The organism is Aquabacterium sp., assembly GCF_041909175.1.
Taxonomy (GTDB): domain Bacteria; phylum Pseudomonadota; class Gammaproteobacteria; order Burkholderiales; family Burkholderiaceae_C; genus Aquabacterium.
In genome coordinates this window covers 29,239-49,269 of sequence record NZ_JAYRDZ010000009.1, presented here as the reverse complement: position 1 = coordinate 49,269, position 20,031 = coordinate 29,239, and the positions used below count along the sequence as shown (strand labels likewise).

Here is a 20,031-nt window from a genome sequence, read left to right as displayed (position 1 = left end):
GGGTATGTGTAAAAGGCCCCCATGTGGGGCTGGAGAAAAACCATGAGTCTTAGCAATCGCCTCGGATTGCTGGGCCGCAAGGTGGGCATGATGCGCATCTATACGGACGACGGCGACGCCGTGCCCGTTACGGTGCTGGACGTGTCCAACAACCGCGTGTCCCAGGTCAAAACCGTTGAGACTGACGGCTACACCGCCCTCCAAGTGGTGTTCGGTGCGCGCAAAGCATCGCGCGTGACCAAGCCGGAAGCTGGCCATATGGCCAAAGCTGGCGTGGAAGCGGGTGAGTTGACCCGTGAATTCCGCGTGACCCCTGAAGTGGCTGCCGAATACCAAGCTGGTGCGACCATCGCTCCTGCTGCGCTGTTCCAGGCTGGCCAAAAGATCGACGTGCAAGGCACCTCGATCGGTAAGGGCTTCACCGGCACCATCAAGCGCCACAACTTCGGTTCGCAACGTGCTTCGCACGGTAACTCGCGTTCGCACAACGTTCCCGGCTCCATCTCGATGGCCCAGGATCCTGGTCGCGTGTTCCCTGGCAAGCGCATGTCTGGTCACCTGGGTGACGAGACCGTGACGACCCAGAACCTCGACATCGTGCGCGTTGACGAAGCTCGTCAACTGCTGCTGGTCAAGGGCGCCGTGCCCGGTGCGAAGGGTGGCTTTGTCACCGTCCGCCCCGCCGTCAAGGTGAAGATCAAGAAAGGAGCTAACTGATGGCCCAGCTCGAGCTCCTGAACGAACAAGGTCAAGCAACCACCAAGGTGGACGCTCCTGACACCGTGTTCGGTCGCGAATACAACGAAGCCCTGGTGCACCAGCTGGTGGTGGCTTATCAAGCCAACGCCCGTCAAGGCACCCGCGCTCAAAAGGACCGTGAACAGGTCAAGCACTCGACCAAGAAGCCTTTCCGCCAGAAGGGTACGGGTCGTGCGCGCGCCGGTATGACTTCCTCGCCGCTGTGGCGTGGGGGTGGTCGCATTTTCCCGAACAGCCCGGAAGAAAACTTCAGCCAGAAGGTCAACAAGAAGATGTACCGCGCCGGTATGGCCGCCATCTTCTCGCAACTGGCTCGCGAAGGTCGTCTGGCTGTCGTCGACTCGATCAAGGTTGATGCGCCCAAGACCAAGCTGCTGGCTGCCAAGCTGAAGGCCCTGAATCTCGACCACGTGCTGGTGATTGCTGACGAAATCGACGAGAACCTGTTCCTCGCTTCGCGCAACCTGGTCAACGTGCTGGTGGTTGAGCCCCGTTACGCCGATCCCCTGTCGCTCGTGCACTACAAGAAGGTGCTGGTGACCAAGGGTGCGATCGACCAGCTCAAGGAGATGTTCGAATGAGCACTCTGAAGTTTGATGAAACCCGTCTGCTGCAAGTCCTGCGCGCCCCGGTCGTGTCTGAAAAGGCCACCGCTGCTGCCGAGACCCGCAATCAGGTCGTGTTCCAAGTCGCTCGCGATGCGACCAAGCCCGAGATCAAGGCTGCTGTTGAGCTGCTGTTCAAGGTTGAAGTCAAGTCGGTTCAAGTCCTGAACCAAAAGGGCAAGATCAAGCGCTTTGGTGGCCGTCTGGGCCGCCGTGACCATGTCAAGAAGGCCTTCGTGGCACTGAAGGACGGTCAAGAGCTGAACTTCTCCGGGGAGGCTGCTTAAATCATGGCTGTCGTAAAAGTCAAACCGACCTCGCCTGGCCGCCGTGCCGTGGTGAAGGTGGTGCACAAGCACCTGCACAAGGGCGCTCCGGAAGCTTCGCTGCTGGAACCCCAAAAGCAAAATTCCGGCCGTAACAACAACGGTCACATCACCGTGCGCCACAAGGGCGGTGGTCACAAGCACCACTACCGCGTGGTGGACTTCGTGCGCAACAAGGACGGCATCCCCGCGAAGGTTGAGCGCATCGAGTACGACCCCAACCGCACGGCTCACATCGCTCTGGTGTGCTATGCCGACGGTGAACGTCGCTACATCATCGCTCCCCGTGGCCTGGAAGTGGGTTCCACCATCGTGAGCGGCTCGGAAGCGCCGATCAAGGCTGGTAACGCTCTGCCTATCCGCAACATTCCCGTGGGTTCGACCATCCACAACATCGAACTGCTGCCCGGCAAGGGTGGTCAGCTCGCTCGTTCGGCTGGTACCTCCGCTGTGCTGATGGCCCGTGAAGGCACCTACGCTCAGGTTCGTCTGCGCTCCGGTGAAGTTCGCAAGATCCACATCGAATGCCGCGCCACCCTGGGTGAAGTGAGCAACGAAGAACACAGCCTGCGTCAATACGGCAAGGCCGGTGCCATCCGCTGGAAGGGTATCCGCCCGACCGTCCGTGGTACCGCCATGAACCCGGTTGATCACCCGCACGGTGGTGGTGAAGGCCGTACCGGCGAAGGCCAGGTGCCTGTGTCGCCGTGGAACACGCCGACCAAGGGCTACCGTACTCGCTCCAACAAGCGCACGCAGACGTTCATCGTTTCGCGTCGCAAGAAGTAAGAGGTAGGCTGAAATGGCTCGTTCTCTGAAAAAAGGTCCTTTCGTTGACCATCATCTGCTGGCCAAGGTTGAGAAGGCTGTCGAAACAAAAGACAAGAAGCCCGTCAAGACCTGGTCGCGTCGTTCCACCATCCTGCCCGAGTTCATCGGCCTGACGATTGCTGTGCACAACGGCAAGCAGCACGTGCCCGTGTACATCCAGGATCAGATGGTTGGCCACAAGCTCGGCGAGTTCGCCCTGACCCGTACTTTCAAGGGTCACCCAGGCGACAAGAAAGCCAAGAAATAAGGAGCAGCGACGATGGAAACCAAAGCAATCGTTCGCGGTGTTCGCCTGTCCGTTGACAAGGGTCGTCTGGTTGCAGACATGATCCGTGGCAAGAAGGTCGACCAAGCCCTGAATATCCTGACGTTCACCCAGAAGAAGGCTGCCGGCATTGTCAAGAAGGCACTGGAATCTGCGATCGCCAATGCCGAACACAATGACGGCGCTGACATCGATGAACTGAAGGTCAAGACCATTTATGTGGAACAAGGCGCTACGCTGAAGCGTTTCACCGCCCGTGCAAAGGGCCGTGGCAACCGCATCAGCAAGCCGACCTGCCACATCTATGTGACCGTGGGCAACTAAGCGAGGCGAACATGGGACAGAAAATCCACCCAACCGGCTTCCGCCTGGCTGTTACCCGCAACTGGTCTTCGCGCTGGTATGCGAGCAACCGTCAATTCAGCCAAATGCTGGCTGAAGACCTGGAAGTCCGTGAATTCCTGAAGAAGAAGCTCAAGAACGCCGCTGTGTCGCGTATCTTGATCGAGCGTCCCGCCAAGAGCGCACGCATCACCATTTTCTCGGCTCGTCCGGGCGTGGTGATCGGCAAGAAGGGCGAAGACATCGAAAACCTGAAGCTCGAACTGGCCAAGCGTCTGAATTGCCCGGTCGCCGTGAACATCGAAGAAGTGCGCAAGCCTGAAGTCGATGCACAGCTGATCGCCGATTCGATCACGCAACAGCTGGAAAAGCGCATCATGTTCCGCCGCGCCATGAAGCGCGCGATGCAGAACGCGATGCGTCTGGGCGCTCAGGGCATCAAGATCATGTCCGGTGGCCGTCTGAACGGTATCGAAATCGCTCGTACCGAGTGGTACCGCGAAGGCCGCGTGCCCCTGCACACCCTGCGTGCCGACATCGACTATGGCTTCTCTGAAGCCCACACCACCTACGGTGTGATCGGTGTGAAGGTCTGGGTCTACAAGGGTGACCGCCTGCCGAACGGTGAATCGCCGGTGCTGAAGGGCGAGGAGCGTGAAGACGATCGTCGCAATCGCCGTGGTCCCCGCGGTGATCGCCCGAACGACCGTCGTGGCCCCTCGCGTGGTCGTGGCCCGCGTGCTGACGGTGCTCCCACCGACGGCAGCGACAAGCCCGCCGCCGACGCTGCTGCCAAGCGTGTCCGCAAGGCCGCTCCCGCAGCTGAAGCGAAAGGAGAATAAACATGTTGCAACCTAACCGTCGCAAGTTCCGCAAGGAGCACAAGGGCCGCAACACGGGTGTTGCCACCCGTGGCGCCGATGTGTCCTTTGGCGACTTCGGCCTGAAGGCAACCGAACGTGGTCGTATCACGGCTCGCCAGATCGAAGCTGCACGTCGCGCGATTTCGCGTCACGTGAAGCGTGGTGGCCGGATCTTCATCCGCATCTTCCCCGACAAGCCGATCTCGAACAAGCCCGCCGAAGTCCGTATGGGTAACGGTAAGGGTAACGTGGAGTACTACGTGGCTGAGATCCAGCCGGGTAAGGTGCTCTACGAGATCCAGGGTGTGCCTGAGGAACTGGCTCGTGAAGCCTTTGCCCTGGCTGCAGCCAAGCTGCCCCTGAGCACCACGTTCGTCGGCCGTCAGTTCGGCATCTAATCTAGGCGCTAAGGAGAAAGTTATGGCGAAAGCCTCTGAACTGCGCGCCAAGGATGTGGCCGCACTGGAAACCGAAATCAAGGATCTGCTGAAGGCGCATTTCAACATGCGCATGCAAAAGGCAACCCAGCAGCTCAACGACACCTCGGCTCTGAAGAAGACTCGTCGCGACATCGCTCGTGCGAAGACGATTCTGACCGAGAAGAAAGGAGCCGCACAATGACGGAAGCTCAAACCAAGAACACCCGCACCCTCGTGGGTCGCGTGGTGAGCGATGCTCGCGACAAGACCGTCACGGTCCTGGTCGAGCGTCGTTCGAAGCACGAGCTGTACGGCAAGATCGTGGCTCACTCGCGCAAGTACCACGCTCACGATGAGAACAACGAGTTCCACATCGGTGACGTGGTCGAGATCAGCGAGACCCGCCCGGTCTCCAAGACCAAGGCTTGGGCCGTGACCCGCCTGGTTGAGAAGGCTCGCGCAGTCTGATCGACAATCCATGGTGATGGCGGGGTGATCCTCCCCGCTTCCCAGCCCAAACCGGCTGTCCAGTCATACTGGCAGCCGGTTTTTTCTTTTTGACTCGACAAAACGAGGAGTGAGTTCACATGATCAAGGTTGGCGACGCCGTTCCCGCAGTCACGTTGTTTGAATACATGGACGAACCGACGGGCGGCTGCAGCATTGGCCCGAACCCGGTCGACTTGAAGCAAGCCGCTGCAGGCAAGACGATTGCCTTGTTCGCCGTGCCGGGGGCGTTCACGCCGACGTGCTCCGCGCAGCACCTGCCTGGTTTCATCGCTGAGGCGGCTGCGTTCCGTGCCGCTGGCGTCGACGAAATCTGGTGCGTGTCGGTCAACGATGCCTTTGTGATGGGTGCGTGGGGCCGGGAAGCGGGCGCCAAAGGCGTGGTCCGCATGCTCGCCGATGGCTCTGCCGACTTCGCCAAGGCCCTGGGGTTGGAGCTGGACCTGACGGCCAAGGGCTTGGGCCTGCGGTCGCAGCGCTACTCGGCGCTGATCGTGGACGGCGTGTTCAAGCAATTGAACCTGGAAGGTGGTGGTGGTTACACCGTGAGCGACGCACAGACCTTGCTCAAACAGGTGCAAGCAGGCTGAGCCTGACCGTTTGCTTTGGTGCGAGCAGCCCGGTGCATGCCGGAGTTTGGTGCATGTACGGTCCGTTCGCGCCAGCGCAACCCCATTTGAACGCCCCGTCAGGGGCGTTTTTCATTTGGCACGGATCTGGCTTTAGCTGATTCTGAAAAGTTGACCATTTGGTCAGATTCCAGAGTCTGGCGGGGATGGGCCCCGTCATCAGCAGGAGAAGCCAGCGTGTCCCTCCCCACTGTTCCCGATGTCAAGGCAGCCCGACTGTCTGCCTGTCAGTACACCGAGCGGTTCGCCGATGCCGGCAACCCGCTGACACCCGCGCAGGCGCTGGTGGAAGCCGAGCGGTGCCTGTATTGCCACGATGCGCCGTGTACCACGGCCTGCCCGACCAGCATCGATGTGCCGAGCTTCATCCACCGCATCGCCGACGGCAATGTGCGAGGTGCAGCCAAGGCCATTCTCGAGGCCAACCCCCTGGGCGGCATGTGTGCCCGCGTCTGTCCGACGGAGGAGTTGTGCGAGCAGGCCTGCGTGCGCAATACCGAGCTGGGCAAGCCCGTGGAAATTGGCCGATTGCAGCGCTTCGCCGTGGACAAGGTCACGGCGCCGGGCGTGACGCCGTTGTTCACGCGGGCTGCACCGACGGGCAAGCACATTGCCGTGGTGGGTGCCGGCCCGGCCGGCCTGGCCTGTGCGCATGTCCTGGCCCGTCACGGCCACGATGTGACCATTTTCGATGCCCATGACAAGGCGGGCGGCCTCAACGAATACGGCTTGGCTACCTACAAGACCGCAGGTGACTTCGCGCAGCGCGAAGTGGCCTGGCTGCTGTCCATTGGCGGCATCTCCGTGCAGACAGGCTGGAAGCTCGAGACGGTGGCGCAACTGGAGGAACTCAAGGCCAAGTACGCGGCCGTCTTCCTCGGCGTCGGCATGGGCGCCGTGAACGCACTGGGCGTGCCCGGTGAAGAATTTTCAGGTGTGCGCAGTGCGGTGGACTTCATCGCAGAACTGCGGCAGACCAAGGACCTGTCGTGCCTGCCGATTGGCCGCCGCGTGGTGGTGATCGGTGGTGGCATGACGGCCGTTGACGCCGCCGTGCAGGCGAAGCTGTTGGGCGCAGAAGAGGTCACGATGGCTTACCGCCGTGGGCCAGAAGCCATGTCGGCATCCAAGGTCGAGCAGGAATGGGCGCAAACCCATGGCGTGAGCCTGCGTCACTGGCTGGCACCGATCGCGATCGAAGGTACCGATGGCCACGTGACAGGCGTGCGATTTGCTCGCCAGGTCATTGAAGGCGGCAAGGTGGTCGCCACGAAGGATGAGGTGGTGGTGCCCGCGGACATGGTGTTCAAGGCGATTGGTCAGAAGCTGGAAGTGCAGCCGTGGCCGGACGCTGGCATTGAACTGCAGGGCGGCCGCATCGTGGTCAGCGACACGGGCCGCACCACGCTGCCTGGAGTGTGGGCTGGCGGCGACTGCGTGGCAGGTGGCCGCGACCTGACGGTTGAAGCGGTAGAGCACGGCAAGCGCGCAGCCTTGTCGATGCATGCCGAGTTGACGGCCAAGCAGGCCTGAGCCCCCACAACGAATCACCCAGGCCTCGCGCCCTAACCTGATACACGCCGGAGATCACGATGGCAGATCTGAGCAGCAACTTCGTGGGCATCAAGAGCCCGAACCCCTTCTGGCTGGCATCCGCCCCGCCAACCGACAAGGCCTACAACGTCATCCGCGCTTTCGAAGCCGGTTGGGGTGGCGTGGTGTGGAAGACCCTGGGCGAAGACCCACCGGTCGTGAACGTCAGCGGTCCGCGTTACAGCACCTTGCTGTCGCATGACCGCCGTGTCATGGGCTTCAACAACATCGAACTGATCAGCGACCGTCCGCTGGCGATCAACCTGGACGAGATCCGCCAGGTCAAGCGTGACTGGCCGGACCGTGCGATGGTGGTGTCGCTGATGGTGCCTTGTGTGGAAGAGTCCTGGAAGCGCATCTTGCCGATGGTGGAAGACACCGGGGCCGACGGCATCGAACTGAACTTCGGCTGCCCCCACGGCATGAGCGAGCGCGGCATGGGTGCGGCTGTCGGCCAGGTGCCCGAGTACATCGAGATGGTCACGGCGTGGTGCAAGCAGTACAGCAAGATGCCGGTGATCGTGAAGCTGACGCCCAACATCTCCGATATCCGCTACCCGGCTCAGGCCGCCAAGCGTGGGGGTGCCGATGCGGTGTCGCTGATCAACACGATCAACTCGATCATGGGTGTCGACCCGGCCAGTCTGACCATGTCGCCCAGCACCGACGGCAAGGGTTCGCATGGTGGCTACTGTGGCCCGGCCGTGCGCCCGATCGCGCTGAACATGGTGGCCGAAATCGGTCGCTCGCCCGAAACCGCTGGTCTGCCGATTTCCGGCATCGGTGGCATTGGTACCTGGCGCGACGCGCTGGACTACATCGCCCTGGGTTGTGGCACCGTGCAGGTCTGTACCGCAGCCATGGTGCACGGCTTCAAGATCGTGCAGGACATGGCCGATGGTCTGAGCAACTACATGGATGAGATGGGCTTCAAGTCCATCGAGGACTTCCGTGGCCGCGCCTTGCCGACCGTGACCGACTGGCGCTACCTGAACCTCAACCACATCACGAAGGCCGAGATCAACCCGGATCTGTGTATCGAGTGCGGCCGCTGCCACGTGGTGTGCGAAGACACCTCGCACCAAGCCATCAGCTTTGATGTGCGCGATGGCAAGCGTGTCTTCACCGTGAAGGAAGAGGAGTGCGTCGGATGTAATCTGTGCGTGTCGGTCTGCCCGGTCAACGAGTGCATCACCCTGCGTGACCTCAAGCCTGGTGAAATCGACAAGCGCACGGGCCAGCAGGTAAGCAGCGAATACGCCAACTGGACCACGCACCCCAACAACCCGATGCGCACGGCCTGATGGCCGGCGCTGTGTGACCGTGTGATTGAAAGGAAACTGTGATGAGCGCTGTGCTGATTCAAGGCGGAACGGTGGTCAATGCCGATCGTGAGTTCCGTGCGGATGTCCTGTGTGTCGATGGTCAGATCGCCGCAGTGGGCGAAGGCCTGCAGGCTCCGCCCGGCGCGACCATCGTCGATGCCGGTGGTCAGTACGTCATGCCCGGTGGCATCGACCCGCACACGCACATGCAGTTGCCTTTCATGGGCACGGTCACGCAGGATGATTTCTTCACGGGTACCGCTGCCGGCCTGGCTGGTGGCACGACCACCATCATCGACTTCGTGATTCCCAACCCGCAGCAGCCGCTGATGGAGGCCTACAAGACCTGGCGTGGCTGGGCCGAAAAGGCCGCATCCGACTACAGCTTCCATGTGGCCATCACCTGGTGGGATGAGTCGGTGCGACGCGACATGGGCACGCTGGTTCAGGAAGAAGGCGTCAACAGCTTCAAGCACTTCATGGCGTACAAGAATGCCATCATGTGCGACGACGAGACGCTGGTGAACAGCTTCCGCCGGGCGCTGGAGTTGGGGGCCATGCCGACCGTTCACGCTGAAAACGGCGAGCTGGTCTTCCTGTTGCAGCAGGAAATGAAAAGCAAGGGCATCACCGGGCCGGAAGGTCACCCGCTGTCGCGTCCGCCCGCTGTTGAAGGCGAGGCCGCGCAGCGTGCCATTGCCATTGCCGATGTGCTGAATGTGCCGATCTACGTGGTGCACGTGTCCTGCACCGAATCCGCCGAAGCGATTGCGCTGGCGCGTTCACGTGGGCAGCGTGTGTATGGCGAGGTACTGGCAGGCCACCTGGTGGTCGACGACAGCGTGTACCGCGATCCCGATTTCGACATCGCTGCGGCACACGTCATGAGCCCGCCCTTCCGCGCGAAGCGCCATCAGGAGTCGCTGTGGCGCGGGCTGCAAGCCGGCCATCTCCACACGACGGCCACCGACCACTGCACTTTCTGTGCAGCTCAGAAAGCCATGGGCAAGGCCGACTTCACGAAGATCCCGAACGGCACCGGTGGTGTGGAAGAGCGCCTGATGGTGCTGTGGGATTCGGGTGTGAATGCCGGGCGACTGACGCCGAGCGAGTTTGTGTCGGTGACGTCCGCCAATGCGGCCAAGCTGTTCAACATTTACCCGCGCAAGGGCTGTGTGGCCGTGGGTGCCGATGCCGATCTGGTGGTGTGGGACCCGACCGCCACCAAGACGCTGTCGGTGAAGACGCAGCACTCCAAGGGCGACTACAACATCTTCGAGGGCCGCGAGGTGAAGGGCATTCCGACCCACACCATCAGCCAGGGCAAGGTGGTCTTCGCCCATGGCGAGTTGCGCGCTGAGATGGGCGCTGGCCGCTATCTGAAGCGCCCGGCCTTTGGCCCGAACTTCCATGCACTGGGCCGCAAGGCGGCCTTGGCCGAACCGACCCCTGTGGCCCGTTGAGCCCGGACCTGGTCGAACACTGAGAAGGATGGATGATGAGTACCTCTGATTTGCGTGTGAATGGCGACCGTCTGTGGCAGTCGCTGATGGAACTGGCCAAGATTGGCGCCACCCCGAAGGGCGGCGTGTGCCGTCTCGCGTTGACGGAACTCGATGGCCAGGGCCGTGACCTGGTGACCGGCTGGGCCCGCGAGGCCGGCATGACGGTGACCATCGACAAGATCGGCAATGTGTTCATGCGCCGCCCGGGTCGCAACAACAGCCTGCCGCCCGTCATGACGGGCAGCCACATCGATACCCAGCCAACGGGTGGCAAGTTCGATGGCAACTACGGCGTGCTGGCCGGCCTGGAAGTGGTGAGAACACTCAACGACAAAGGCATTGAAACTGAAGCGCCCATCGAGGTTGCTTTCTGGACCAATGAAGAGGGTTCGCGCTTCGTGCCGGTGATGATGGGCTCGGGGGTGTTCCGTGGGGCGTTCACGCTGGAACATGCCTATGCGGCCAAGGACATCGACGGCAAGACGGTCAAGGACGAGCTGGAGCGCATTGGCTACATTGGTACCGAAGAGCCGGGTGACCACCCGATCGGATCCTATTTCGAAACCCACATCGAGCAAGGCCCGGTGCTGGAGGACAACGAGAAGACCATCGGCATCGTGACCGGGGTGCTGGGCATCCGCTGGTACGACTGTGTGGTCACTGGCATGGAGGCCCACGCCGGCCCGACCCCGATGGCTTTGCGCAAGGATGCGCTGCAAGTGGCGACCCGCCTCATGCAAGAGGTGGTGGCCTGCGCCCACCGCCATCCGCCGCATGGCCGCGGCACGGTGGGCATGGTGCAGGTGTTCCCCAATAGCCGCAATGTGATCCCGGGTCAGGTGAAGTTCTCGATCGATCTGCGCAATGCCACCGATACCCTGTGCGAGGCAATGGATGCCGACATCCGAGGCATCGCCGCCGATCTGGTGGAAGAGACCGGCTTGCAGATCAAGATCGACCTGGTGTCGTCCTACCCGGCGCAGCCCTTCAATCCGGACTGTGTGCAGGCGGTCGCCAATGCGGCGGAGACCTTGGGTTACCCCAGCATGAAGGCAGTATCTGGTGCGGGCCACGATGCGGTCTACATGGCGCAACTGGCCCCGGCCGGCATGATCTTTGTGCCCTGCAAGGACGGCATCAGTCACAACGAGATCGAGTCGGCCGAGCCAGAACACCTGGCGGCAGGCTGCAATGTGCTGCTGCACGCGATGCTGGAGCGTGCCGGGCGCGCGGCCTGACGGCGGGTGTTCTTCACGGCTTGTTTTATCCAGTGAAATTGGGGGTGTTCTCCGAGGGGGATCGAGGCAATAATGGCCCTCCCGCCAGACGCGCATGGCTGTATGGACGCAGCCATGCCTGGCGCCAGTTGGCCTGTGCCTGTTGTGATGCTGACGAGACTTCCGCCCGAGCTGGTCCAGACTGTTCTGGATGCCTTGCCGACCCCGGTGTTCTTCAAGGACCGGGCCGGCATCTACCAAGGCTGCAACCGTGCCTACAGTGACCTGATGGCCTTGACGGTCGATGACTTCATCGGCAAGTCCGTCTTCGACCTGTGGCCGGCAGACCTGGCCACGGTTTACCACCGAGCCGACGAGGCAGTGATGGCTGCGGGTGGTGAGCAACGCTACGAGGCCCAGATCCAGTTGCCTGATGGGCAGCGACGGGATGTCGTGTTCTACAAGACGGCCTTGAAAGACGCCAACGGCGAGGTGGCTGGTCTGGTGGGCACCTTGCTGGACATCACTGAGCGCAAGACGATGGAGCGCCAGCTCCACGACCTGGCCCACACCGATGCCCTGACCGGCCTGCTCAACCGGCGCGCCATCATGGCGCATCTGGAGGCCTTGCATGCGGACCGCCGCAAGGGGCAGCAGCCCTTGGCCCTGCTCATGTGCGATGTCGACCATTTCAAGGCCATCAACGATGCGCACGGACACGAAGCCGGTGACGCCGTGCTCGTGGAGGTGGCCCAGTTGATTCAGGCCCAGTTGCGCGAAGATGATCGCGTTGGGCGTGTGGGTGGCGAAGAGTTTCTGGTGGTGCTGGCCAGTACCTGCGACAAAGACGCCACTCGTGTGGCCGAACGCTTGCGCTCAGTGGTCAGCGAGACGCCGTTTGCATGGCAAGGGCAAGCCGTGGCTGTGACCTTGAGCATGGGTCTGGTGCACGAGTATCCGAGTCAGGAAAGCTGCCACGACCTGGTGCGCCGCGCCGACAAGCGGCTCTATGCCGCCAAGCGGGGCGGGCGCAACAAGGTGGTTCATGATGGCTCAGTGTGAGCTGGTAGCGCCATTGGTGGCGGGCGTGTCACCGGACTTGCCGACCGTGGCGGTACGCGTGGCTTTGTCGTCGGTCTTGGCCACAGCCTTCACGGGCTGAGCAATGCCGAGCACTTCGTAGCTGTAATTCAGTTCGCCGGCATCACGGGCGCGATGCAGTTCAGCCAGCACCTTTTCGCGGGTGGTGTCCGTGGTATCGGCGTGGGCGATGGCGCTCAGAGAGGCCAGCACGGCGGTCAGGGTCAGGGCGACGTAGCGGTTCTTCATGGTGTCTTCCTTTCAGTGAGCATGCACATCAGTGGTGTGTCCGTTAAACTGTATGATGCTCAATCAGGAAGAAAAATCGGTTAACGAGCAACGATTCATTGCGCAAATTGCAATAGAAGCCCGGGGGAAGATCTGTGGACCGTTTGCACAGCATGCGCGTGTTCTGCCGCGTCATCGATTGCCAGGGGTTTGCCGCTGCGGCGCGCGATCTGAACCTCTCACCGTCGGTCGTGACGCGCCAGATAGGCGAGTTGGAGACTCATCTTGGCGTGCGGCTGATCAACCGCACCACCCGTCGCCTGGTGCTGACCGAGGCCGGGGAGCGCTACCTGGAGCAGGTCCGGCGCATCCTGCATGAAATCGACGAGGCCGAGAGTTCGGCTCGTTCGGCTGCCGCGGCATTGCAAGGGCACCTGAAGGTGCTTGCACCACCGGCTTTTTCTGCGCACCAACTGGCTGGCACGCTGGTGGGCTTTCGCCAGCGCTATCCGGGTATCACGGTGGCCCTGTCCGCCCCGGGCATCATCGAAACGCTGGATGAAAGCTTCGATGTGAGCGTCATCTCCGCCGGCGAGGCCGGTCTGCAGGGCGACTTCATCGCGCGCAAGCTGGCGACGTCCAAGGTGATCGTGTGCGCCTCTCCCGGCTATGTCGCTGCACGAGGCCATGTCCAGACGCCCCGTGATCTGCAAACGCACGAACTGATGGTGCCCGCGTTTTCGGGCGAGTTGATCCTGCGGCCAGACGATCCGGCCGCAGCGGAAAGCCCCGTTCCGGTGCCCGTGCCGACGACGCCGGGTGTGCTGCCCCTGGTGACCAATCACATGGACACCGCATATGCGGCTTGCCTGGCGGGGTTGGGCTTGGCCTTGTTGCCTTCCTATGTCGCAGCTGAAGCCTTGCACTCGGGACGCTTGCTGCGCATGGCGCCGGGCTGGCATGCGATGGTGGTGACCTTGTATGCCGCGATGCCGTCACGCAAGCACGTGCCTGCCAAGACCAGAGCCTTCCTCGATTACCTCATCGAGACCTTCGGGGGCTGTGACGAAGATCCCTGGCTGTCAGGCCGCTGCCCGTCAAAAGGGCTGGGCTGACTGTTCAAGCCAGGCCGCAACCGCGCAGGATCAGGCTGACGACGTGCTCGGTGGCGCGTTGACGGTCTTCGTCGTCCAGTTCTTCCTTGCCCAGCACCGCTCGGATCTGGACATCGAAATCCGCATAGGTCTGGGTGGCAGCCCAGATGGTGAAGAAGAGGTGAACGCTGTCCACCGAGGCCATCTTGCCGGCAGCGATCCACCCGTCAATGACGGCGGCCTTGTGCCGGACCAGATCATGCAGCTCGTGGCGCAGTGCTTCACCCACAACCGGCGCGCCGTGCAGCAGTTCATTGGCAAACACTCTGGAGGCATCCGGGCGCATGCGCGCCAGATCCATCTTCAGTCGGATGTAGGTGGTCAGTGCCTGAGTGGGATCGGCTTCGGCACGCAATGCATCGGTGGGGTCCAGCCAGTCGCGCAACACCGAGTTGAGCACGGCGGCGTAGAGGTCGCGCTTGTTGCCGAAGTAGTAGTGCAGGTTGGCCTTGGGCAGGCCTGCGGTTTCGGCGATGTCAGCCATGGTGGCACCGCCGAAACCGGCGCGGGCGAAGACCTGCTCCGCCGCGCGCAGGATGGCCGATTCGTTGGCCAGACGGATCTGCCCTTTGGCCGCGTCATCACGTTCGCTGACAAGCAGGGAGCGGGTGGCGTGGGGCATGGCGGGCAGATCGGTTTGCTGTGGTCGAGCAGCTGTCAGCTTACTTCAGTGCTGCAGCGGCATCCCACACCACGTGGCTCATGGCGTCCTTGCCCGGATCCTTCTTGATCACAGGCGAGGAACCACCAGCCAGCAGCACCTTGACCGTGCGCTCGTAAGCGGCCGGGTCCAGGTAGCCGATCTTCGGGGTGTTGGCGTTCGAGATCAGCTTGGCCACGTTTTCCATCTGGCGCTTCTGGACTTCCACGGTGGCGCTGCCGGATGCGTCGTTGGAGACGACGATCTTGGCGGCTTCAGCCGGGTTCTTCACGGCATCGTTCCAGCCCTTGAAGCTGGCCTTCAGGAACTTGGCCATCTTGGCCACGAAAGCCTTGTCCTTCAGGTTCGATTCCAGGACATACAGGCCGTCTTCCAGCGAGGCCACGCCTTCCTTCTCATAGAAGAACGTGGTCAGGTCGGCAGGCTTGACGCCCGCATCGATCACTTGCCAGTACTCGTTGTAGATCATGGTCGAGATACAGGCGGCCTGGTTTTGCAGCAGCGGGTCGACGTTGAAGCCTTGCTTGAGGATCTTGATGTCGGTGTCAGGCTTGAGCTTGAGCTTGGACATCCAGTTCAGGAAGGGGTACTCGTTGCCGCCGTACCAGACACCCAGGGTCTTGCCCTTGAGGTCCTTGGGGCTCGACACACCAGCGGACTTTTTGCAGGTCAGCATCAGGCCCGACTTGTCGAACACCTGGGCGATGTTGACCAGCGGCACGCCGGCTTCGCGTGCGGCCAGCGCATCGGGCATCCAGTTGACGATGACGTCGGCAGACTTGCCGGCGATCACTTGCACGGGCGAGATATCGGGGCCGCCCGGCTTGATGGTGACATCGAGGCCTTCAGCCTTGTAGTAGCCCTTGGCCTGAGCGACGTAGTAACCGGCGAACTGAGCCTGGGGAACCCACTTCAGTTGCACCGTCACCTTTTCAGCCGCCTGAGCACCGACGCTCAGAAGGGCCGCGGCGGCGACCATGCAGTACTTGCGGAAAGCGCTCGAACGTTTCATCAACAACTCCTAGGGGTGAGTGAGAGTGAGGTTGGAAGGGACTTGCTTACAGAGACCGCACCGAGGGGTGCCAGAACGTCACGCGGCGCTCGATCTGCACGAGCAGCGCGTAGAACAGGGAGCCGACCACGGCAGAGACCACGATCGCACTCCAGACCAGCGGCATGTTCATGCGCGCTGCCTCGGTCGAGATGCGAAAGCCCAGGCCGGACGTCGGGGAGCCGAAGAACTCGGCCACGATGGCGCCGATCAGGGCCATGGTGGAGTTGACCTTCAGGGCATTGAAGATGAAGGGCAGTGCCGCGGGCAGGCGCAGGTCCAGCAGGGTGCGCTTGTAGCCCGCTGCATAGGAGTACATCAGCTCGCGTTCCAGCTTGCCTGCAGACTCGAGCCCGGCAAGCGTGTTGACCAGGGCGGGGAAGAACGTCATCAGCACGATGACCGCCGCCTTGGAGGGCCAGTCAAAGCCGAACCACATCACGGCGATCGGGGCCACACCCACCAGCGGGATGGTGCTCGACAGCGAGGCGACAGGCAGCAAGCCGCGTTGCAGGAAGGGCAGCCGGTCAATGGCAATCGCCACCCCGACACCCAGGCCGCAGCCGAGCAGGTAACCGATCACCACCGACTTCAGCACGGTCTGTACCAGGTCGCCGGCCAGCGTGCCCGCCTGTTCGACCAGTGCGGTGACGATGTGCGATGGCGCGGGCAAGAGCACGCGCGGCACATCGAAGGCCGTGACCAGCAGTTCCCAGAAAAACAGCAGCCAGGCACCAAACACCAATGAGGTGGCGCTGCGCGCCCAGCCAGGCTCATCCAGCGCTGCCAGCCGTTGCACCCCGGCGCGGGCGAGCAGGGCGACGGCGATGGTGGCCATCCAGAACGCGGCGCCTGGTGCCACGCTGCTGTTGGCAGGGCGCAGGCCCAGCAACAGCGCGCCGCCGATGCCTGACAGCGCGACCAGCACAGCTGTGCGGACGATGCCCGGTGTCGGGCGCAAGCCATAGAGGGCCGCAGCCAGCAAGGTCAGGCCGGCCAGCATGGGCAGACCACCTTGCCACCAGCGCAGGGTAGAAGCTTCAGACACCTGCAGGGGAAAGGCCAGCGACAGCACCAGCAGGGCCAGGGCGATGACGGTGCCGATGGCACCCAGTGCACGAGGGGTGTGGGCACTCATGGGCGCCTCCGGGAAGACAGAACCAGTCGCTCAAGGACCGCCACAGCAGCCGTGAGCACGAGACCCAGCATCGAGGCCATGACCAGGGCAGCCCAGATCTGGACCGTGTTGCCATAGTAAGAGCCGGTTAGCAGGCGGGCGCCCAGGCCGGCTTGGGCACCGGTGGGCAACTCGGCCACGATGGCCCCGACCAGACCGGCTGCGATGGCGACGCGCAGCGCCGGAAACAGAAAAGGCAGCGATGCAGGCAAGCGCAACAGCCAGAAGGCTTGAATTCGCGTGGCAGCGTAGGTGTACATCAGCTCCGATTCAATCGCTTGTGGGGACCGCAGGCCTTGCACCATGGCCACCGTGACCGGGAAGAAGCACAGGTACATGGCAATGACGGCCTTGGGCAGCAGCCCTTCCATCCCGAGGCTGCCCAGCACCACCAGCACGATGGGTGCCAGTGCCAGCACCGGCACAGTCTGAGAGGCCACGATCCAGGGAAGCAAGGCGCGGTCCAGGGTGCGCGAGTGCACGATGGCCGTGGCCAGCACGATGCCCAGCACCGAGCCCATGGCGAAGCCGACCAGCGTGGTGCTGGCGGTGACCTTGGCGTGGAACAGCAGGTTGCGCGGGGTATCGATGGGCCAGTCCATGATGGACGACCAGAGCTCGGTCAGCACCTGTCCAGGCGTGGGCACGACGGGGCGCTGCATGGACAGCGTCGCGGCGATCAGGTCACGCCAGGTCCAGGGGCCTTGCGGGTCGAGTACCCGCTCAATGGCGCCCTGGGCGTTGAGCGCCACCGCGCCCACGTACCAGAGCACGATGAAGGCCGCCAGCACCACGGCCACCGGAATGGCCTGCAGGCGGATGCGTTCAGTGAGCGTGGCCATCGGCGAGGGCCTCCCGCACTTCGTGAGCGAGTGCATTGAACTCGGGCGTGTCGCGCATGGACAGCGTGCGTTCGTCCGGCAGCGTCGAGTCGATGATCTTCAGGATGCGACCCGGGCGAGGCGACATCACGACGATGCGCGTTGACAGGTAGACCGCCTCGTCAATGGAGTGGGTCACGAACACGACGGTGCGGCGTTCGCGTTGCCACAGTTGTTGCAACTGCTCGTTGAGGTTGTCTCGGGTGATTTCGTCGAGCGCGCCGAATGGCTCGTCCATCATCAGGATGCGCGGCTCGAAACCCATGGCGCGGGCGATTGACACGCGTTGCTGCATGCCGCCAGACAGTTGCCACGGGTACTTCTTCTCGAAACCCTTGAGGCCGACGCGCTCGAGCTGTTCGAGGGCGATTTCCTTACAGGCTTCGGGCTGGCGGTTTTGCAGTTGCAGTGGCAGCATCACATTGCCGAGCACGGTGCGCCAGGGGAACAGGGCGGGTGCCTGGAACACATAGCCGTAGGCACGGGCCATGCGGGCTTCCTGTGGCGTCAGGCCGTTGACCAGCACCTCACCGGAGGTGATGGGCTCGAGGTCGGCGATGACGCGCAGCAGCGTGGTCTTGCCGCAGCCCGAAGGGCCGATCAGAGAGATGAACTCGCCCGACTGGATGGTCAGGTCGACGTTGCTGAGGGCGTGCACCGGCTTGTCGGCGGCCGGGTAGATCACGCTGGCTTGGCGCACTTCCACGGCCTTCTTCGGCGTCGGCACCTCGGGGGAGGAATGGCTGGCCATCAATTCGGGAGCATTCATGGGCTTGGGAATCTGGCGACCGGGGGGTCGGGAGGCTTGCGGAAGTTGACCGGGTGGTCAGGTTCTGGTGCTCGCCTTCCTGCGAGTTCCGTGCCAGGCCGGACAGGGTGTCCAGGCCCATGCATGCACCGAGGTGGTGTGATGCTGTGCGGCTTTGGTGCGCGTACGTCAGCCGCGGCCCAGGCCGAACTGATCGACGGCCCGCTTGAGAAAGGCCATCAGCCGAGGGTCTTCTGCGTGCGCCACATTGAAGCGGAACCAGGTGGTGTGAGGCTGCTCGAGCAGAAAGAAATCACCCGGTGCCAGGGCAATGCCTTCCTGGAACGCAGCCTGCGCCACCAGTCGCGCATTGGCCGTGTCGGTGGCGGGGCCTTGCCAGCCCGCGCTCAGGTACATGCCGCTGTCCGGCAAGGCCAGCGGCGCCAAGCCGATGTCATCGAGGGCTTCGACCACGCGCTCGCGGGCGCTGGTCAGACGGTGGCGGATGCGCTCCTGATAACGCCGGTGTGCCGGGTCGGCCAGCACGCGGGCGGCCGCTCGTTCGTTGATCTCCGACGTGGTCAGGCCGCAGGCCATCTTCACGCGGGTCAAGGCTTCAACCACCTGCGGGGGCGACACGATGTAGCCCACCCGGATGGCCGGTGCAATCGTCTTGGAGAACCCGCCGGTCGGGATCACGCGGTGCAGGCCATCGAGCCCGGCGAGCGAGGGCGAATGCGGTTCGTCCAGATCCCGGAAGATGTCGTCTTCGATCACCCACAGATCGTGGCGCTCGGCAGCGGCCAGGAGCTTGTGTGCCTGGTTCAGGCTGAGGGTGGTCGACAGCGGGTTGTGCCCGACGGTGGTCACGAACATGGCGCGGGGCTGGTGAGCCAGGGCCAGGCGCTCCAGTTCGGCCAGATCCAGCCCCTGCGCCGTGCGGGGTACGCCGATGGGGCGCAGGCCATGGCAGCGCAGCTGGGCGTGCAGGTTCCAGTAACCGGGCTCCTCCACCAGCACGGCATCCCCCGGGCGCAACAGGCCCATGATGATCAGTTCCAGCGCGTGGGTGACGCCGTGGGTCAGCACGATCTGATCGGCCGAAATAGGGCCCATGCGGTGAGCCAGGTCCTTGGCCAGTTGCTGGCGCAGCCCGGCATAGCCCAACGGGTGGCCGTAGCTGGCCAGGTGCTCGCCTGCAATGCGGGTGGCCTGGCGCAGGGCTGCATGGAAGTCGTTCTCGGCGTACCAGCTCAGGGGCAGCCAGCCGCAACCTGCGGCGAGCAATTCCCGCCCTTGCGCAAACATGTTGAGGGTGAGCCAGTCATCGCTGATGCGCGCCGGCAGCTTCAGCTCCTGCTGGGTGCTGCGCCGCGCCAGTCGCTGCGACTGGACGTAATAGCCGGCGCCGCGCCGCGCTGCGACGACCTGCCGCCCTACCAGTTCGGTGTAGGCCTCGGCCACCGTGAAGGTGCTGATACCGAGATGCTGGGCCAATGCCCGCACCGAAGGCAGGCGCGTGCCCGAGCGCAACTCGCCGCTGTCGATATGCTGCTGCACCGCTTCCACAATCTGTGTGACCAGCCGGGTGCCGGCCGCCCGCTCTGCCTGCAAACCCTGACGCAAGGTGTGCACCCAGGCATGCGGGCTCGAGGCCAGCGGCGAGGCATCTGGCGAATCGGATGACGGTGGCAAGGCGGGGGCAACAGAATCCATGTTGTCAACTGTACAGGTTTATTGGTCTGTACGGTTGTTGGCTGTGTCCATGTCACTTGGTGTTTAGCTTGTGTACCGTGTAGGTGGCAGGTGGGGTGCTGGCCCTAGCATGGGTTCCATGGCGTCCGATGAACGGCACCACTCTTTTT

General features: G+C 62.9%; 24 protein-coding genes. 17 read left to right on the top strand and 7 right to left on the bottom strand.

The annotated features are described in order from the left end of the window. Window positions 1-42 precede the first annotated feature (42 nt). The 16 genes from rplC (at window position 43) to ACE3PH_RS13270 (ending at window position 12,248) form a co-directional block, all read left to right on the top strand. A complete protein-coding gene (rplC, locus tag ACE3PH_RS13345) occupies window positions 43-717 on the top strand; it encodes a 50S ribosomal protein L3 (protein ID WP_374319806.1) in 675 nt (224 codons plus the stop codon). Then, window positions 717-1,340, top strand: a complete 624-nt coding sequence (rplD, locus tag ACE3PH_RS13340; RefSeq protein WP_374319804.1) for a 50S ribosomal protein L4 — start codon at window positions 717-719, stop codon at window positions 1,338-1,340. Before rplC ends, rplD begins: the two co-directional genes overlap by 1 nt. Next, window positions 1,337-1,651, top strand: a complete 315-nt coding sequence (gene rplW / locus ACE3PH_RS13335; protein ID WP_374319802.1) for a 50S ribosomal protein L23 — start codon at window positions 1,337-1,339, stop codon at window positions 1,649-1,651. Before rplD ends, rplW begins: the two co-directional genes overlap by 4 nt. Before the next feature lie 3 nt (window positions 1,652-1,654). Then, window positions 1,655-2,479: a 50S ribosomal protein L2 gene (rplB, locus tag ACE3PH_RS13330; protein ID WP_374319799.1), complete on the top strand. Its 825-nt coding sequence runs from the start codon at window positions 1,655-1,657 to the stop codon at window positions 2,477-2,479. Window positions 2,480-2,492: 13 nt separating this feature from the next. Next, window positions 2,493-2,768 (top strand): 30S ribosomal protein S19, encoded by a 276-nt coding sequence (rpsS, locus tag ACE3PH_RS13325; protein ID WP_290728966.1) that lies wholly within the window; start codon window positions 2,493-2,495, stop codon window positions 2,766-2,768. Window positions 2,769-2,780: 12 nt separating this feature from the next. Beyond that, window positions 2,781-3,110 (top strand): 50S ribosomal protein L22, encoded by a 330-nt coding sequence (rplV, locus tag ACE3PH_RS13320; RefSeq protein WP_374319797.1) that lies wholly within the window; start codon window positions 2,781-2,783, stop codon window positions 3,108-3,110. An 11-nt stretch (window positions 3,111-3,121) separates the two neighbouring features. Beyond that, the gene (gene rpsC / locus ACE3PH_RS13315; protein ID WP_374319794.1) at window positions 3,122-3,970 is read left to right on the top strand and encodes a 30S ribosomal protein S3; all 849 of its coding nucleotides are present in this window, start codon (window positions 3,122-3,124) and stop codon (window positions 3,968-3,970) included. Window positions 3,971-3,972: 2 nt separating this feature from the next. Then, complete coding sequence (gene rplP / locus ACE3PH_RS13310; RefSeq protein ID WP_374319791.1) at window positions 3,973-4,389, top strand: 50S ribosomal protein L16; 417 nt, start codon at window positions 3,973-3,975, stop codon at window positions 4,387-4,389. A 22-nt stretch (window positions 4,390-4,411) separates the two neighbouring features. Next, complete coding sequence (gene rpmC / locus ACE3PH_RS13305) at window positions 4,412-4,612, top strand: 50S ribosomal protein L29 (RefSeq protein ID WP_374319788.1); 201 nt, start codon at window positions 4,412-4,414, stop codon at window positions 4,610-4,612. Next, window positions 4,609-4,878 carry a 30S ribosomal protein S17 gene (gene rpsQ / locus ACE3PH_RS13300; RefSeq protein WP_374319784.1) on the top strand — a complete coding sequence of 90 codons (270 nt, stop codon included), beginning with the start codon at window positions 4,609-4,611 and terminating at the stop codon, window positions 4,876-4,878. Before rpmC ends, rpsQ begins: the two co-directional genes overlap by 4 nt. Before the next feature lie 119 nt (window positions 4,879-4,997). After that, window positions 4,998-5,507, top strand: coding sequence for a peroxiredoxin (locus ACE3PH_RS13295; protein WP_374319781.1), 510 nt, complete (start codon window positions 4,998-5,000; stop codon window positions 5,505-5,507). A gap of 216 nt (window positions 5,508-5,723) precedes the next feature. Continuing rightward, window positions 5,724-7,079, top strand: coding sequence for an NAD(P)-dependent oxidoreductase (locus ACE3PH_RS13290; protein ID WP_374319779.1), 1,356 nt, complete (start codon window positions 5,724-5,726; stop codon window positions 7,077-7,079). A gap of 59 nt (window positions 7,080-7,138) precedes the next feature. Next, window positions 7,139-8,443 (top strand): NAD-dependent dihydropyrimidine dehydrogenase subunit PreA, encoded by a 1,305-nt coding sequence (preA, locus tag ACE3PH_RS13285; protein ID WP_374319777.1) that lies wholly within the window; start codon window positions 7,139-7,141, stop codon window positions 8,441-8,443. Between the two features lie 41 nt (window positions 8,444-8,484). Beyond that, a complete protein-coding gene (gene hydA, locus ACE3PH_RS13280; protein ID WP_374319774.1) occupies window positions 8,485-9,927 on the top strand; it encodes a dihydropyrimidinase in 1,443 nt (480 codons plus the stop codon). Between the two features lie 35 nt (window positions 9,928-9,962). Further along, entirely contained in the window at window positions 9,963-11,207 is a 1,245-nt protein-coding gene (locus ACE3PH_RS13275) for a Zn-dependent hydrolase (protein ID WP_374319772.1), read from the top strand. A 147-nt stretch (window positions 11,208-11,354) separates the two neighbouring features. Next, window positions 11,355-12,248 (top strand): GGDEF domain-containing protein, encoded by an 894-nt coding sequence (locus ACE3PH_RS13270; RefSeq protein WP_374319770.1) that lies wholly within the window; start codon window positions 11,355-11,357, stop codon window positions 12,246-12,248. Here ACE3PH_RS13270 and ACE3PH_RS13265 read toward each other — a convergent pair. Further along, complete coding sequence (locus tag ACE3PH_RS13265; RefSeq protein ID WP_374319769.1) at window positions 12,240-12,515, bottom strand: DUF4148 domain-containing protein; 276 nt, start codon at window positions 12,513-12,515, stop codon at window positions 12,240-12,242. The two genes, ACE3PH_RS13270 and ACE3PH_RS13265, sit on opposite strands and share 9 nt — an antisense overlap. Window positions 12,516-12,649: 134 nt before the next feature. Here ACE3PH_RS13265 and ACE3PH_RS13260 point away from each other — a divergent pair, with 134 nt between their 5' ends. Next, complete coding sequence (locus ACE3PH_RS13260; RefSeq protein WP_374319766.1) at window positions 12,650-13,609, top strand: LysR family transcriptional regulator; 960 nt, start codon at window positions 12,650-12,652, stop codon at window positions 13,607-13,609. Between the two features lie 4 nt (window positions 13,610-13,613). On the opposite strand, the gene ACE3PH_RS13255 is transcribed toward ACE3PH_RS13260, so the two are convergent. The 6 genes from ACE3PH_RS13255 to ACE3PH_RS13230 form a co-directional block, all read right to left on the bottom strand. Continuing rightward, window positions 13,614-14,270, bottom strand: coding sequence for a TetR/AcrR family transcriptional regulator (locus tag ACE3PH_RS13255; protein WP_374319762.1), 657 nt, complete (start codon window positions 14,268-14,270; stop codon window positions 13,614-13,616). A 40-nt stretch (window positions 14,271-14,310) separates the two neighbouring features. Further along, window positions 14,311-15,321: an ABC transporter substrate-binding protein gene (locus ACE3PH_RS13250; protein WP_374319759.1), complete on the bottom strand. Its 1,011-nt coding sequence runs from the start codon at window positions 15,319-15,321 to the stop codon at window positions 14,311-14,313. A 46-nt stretch (window positions 15,322-15,367) separates the two neighbouring features. Further along, window positions 15,368-16,498: an ABC transporter permease gene (locus ACE3PH_RS13245; RefSeq protein WP_374319756.1), complete on the bottom strand. Its 1,131-nt coding sequence runs from the start codon at window positions 16,496-16,498 to the stop codon at window positions 15,368-15,370. Then, window positions 16,495-17,379 (bottom strand): ABC transporter permease, encoded by an 885-nt coding sequence (locus ACE3PH_RS13240; RefSeq protein WP_374319753.1) that lies wholly within the window; start codon window positions 17,377-17,379, stop codon window positions 16,495-16,497. The genes ACE3PH_RS13245 and ACE3PH_RS13240 overlap by 4 nt, the downstream gene beginning before the upstream one ends. Then, on the bottom strand, window positions 17,363-18,187 hold the full coding sequence (locus ACE3PH_RS13235) for an ABC transporter ATP-binding protein (RefSeq protein ID WP_374319750.1): 825 nt from the start codon (window positions 18,185-18,187) through the stop codon (window positions 17,363-17,365). Before ACE3PH_RS13235 ends, ACE3PH_RS13240 begins: the two co-directional genes overlap by 17 nt. A gap of 168 nt (window positions 18,188-18,355) precedes the next feature. Next, complete coding sequence (locus tag ACE3PH_RS13230; RefSeq protein ID WP_374319748.1) at window positions 18,356-19,882, bottom strand: PLP-dependent aminotransferase family protein; 1,527 nt, start codon at window positions 19,880-19,882, stop codon at window positions 18,356-18,358. Between the last annotated feature and the right edge of the window lie 149 nt (window positions 19,883-20,031).

Excerpts from the sequence above, each read along its gene's own strand:
- ACE3PH_RS13235 (WP_374319750.1), bottom strand. The coding sequence starts at position 18,187 with ATGAATGCTCCCGAATTGATGGCCAGCCATTCCTCCCCCGAGGTGCCG.
- ACE3PH_RS13270 (WP_374319770.1), top strand. The coding sequence starts at position 11,355 with ATGCTGACGAGACTTCCGCCCGAGCTGGTCCAGACTGTTCTGGATGCC.
- hydA (WP_374319774.1), top strand. The coding sequence starts at position 8,485 with ATGAGCGCTGTGCTGATTCAAGGCGGAACGGTGGTCAATGCCGATCGT.
- rplB (WP_374319799.1), top strand. The coding sequence starts at position 1,655 with ATGGCTGTCGTAAAAGTCAAACCGACCTCGCCTGGCCGCCGTGCCGTG.
- rpsS (WP_290728966.1), top strand. The coding sequence starts at position 2,493 with ATGGCTCGTTCTCTGAAAAAAGGTCCTTTCGTTGACCATCATCTGCTG.
- rplD (WP_374319804.1), top strand. The coding sequence starts at position 717 with ATGGCCCAGCTCGAGCTCCTGAACGAACAAGGTCAAGCAACCACCAAG.
- ACE3PH_RS13240 (WP_374319753.1), bottom strand. The coding sequence starts at position 17,379 with ATGGCCACGCTCACTGAACGCATCCGCCTGCAGGCCATTCCGGTGGCC.
- rplP (WP_374319791.1), top strand. The coding sequence starts at position 3,973 with ATGTTGCAACCTAACCGTCGCAAGTTCCGCAAGGAGCACAAGGGCCGC.
- rplW (WP_374319802.1), top strand. The coding sequence starts at position 1,337 with ATGAGCACTCTGAAGTTTGATGAAACCCGTCTGCTGCAAGTCCTGCGC.
- ACE3PH_RS13250 (WP_374319759.1), bottom strand. The coding sequence starts at position 15,321 with ATGAAACGTTCGAGCGCTTTCCGCAAGTACTGCATGGTCGCCGCCGCG.
- rpsC (WP_374319794.1), top strand. The coding sequence starts at position 3,122 with ATGGGACAGAAAATCCACCCAACCGGCTTCCGCCTGGCTGTTACCCGC.
- ACE3PH_RS13245 (WP_374319756.1), bottom strand. The coding sequence starts at position 16,498 with ATGAGTGCCCACACCCCTCGTGCACTGGGTGCCATCGGCACCGTCATC.
- preA (WP_374319777.1), top strand. The coding sequence starts at position 7,139 with ATGGCAGATCTGAGCAGCAACTTCGTGGGCATCAAGAGCCCGAACCCC.
- ACE3PH_RS13265 (WP_374319769.1), bottom strand. The coding sequence starts at position 12,515 with ATGAAGAACCGCTACGTCGCCCTGACCCTGACCGCCGTGCTGGCCTCT.
- rpmC (WP_374319788.1), top strand. The coding sequence starts at position 4,412 with ATGGCGAAAGCCTCTGAACTGCGCGCCAAGGATGTGGCCGCACTGGAA.
- rplC (WP_374319806.1), top strand. The coding sequence starts at position 43 with ATGAGTCTTAGCAATCGCCTCGGATTGCTGGGCCGCAAGGTGGGCATG.
- ACE3PH_RS13275 (WP_374319772.1), top strand. The coding sequence starts at position 9,963 with ATGAGTACCTCTGATTTGCGTGTGAATGGCGACCGTCTGTGGCAGTCG.
- ACE3PH_RS13230 (WP_374319748.1), bottom strand. The coding sequence starts at position 19,882 with ATGGATTCTGTTGCCCCCGCCTTGCCACCGTCATCCGATTCGCCAGAT.
- rpsQ (WP_374319784.1), top strand. The coding sequence starts at position 4,609 with ATGACGGAAGCTCAAACCAAGAACACCCGCACCCTCGTGGGTCGCGTG.
- ACE3PH_RS13255 (WP_374319762.1), bottom strand. The coding sequence starts at position 14,270 with ATGCCCCACGCCACCCGCTCCCTGCTTGTCAGCGAACGTGATGACGCG.
- ACE3PH_RS13295 (WP_374319781.1), top strand. The coding sequence starts at position 4,998 with ATGATCAAGGTTGGCGACGCCGTTCCCGCAGTCACGTTGTTTGAATAC.
- rplV (WP_374319797.1), top strand. The coding sequence starts at position 2,781 with ATGGAAACCAAAGCAATCGTTCGCGGTGTTCGCCTGTCCGTTGACAAG.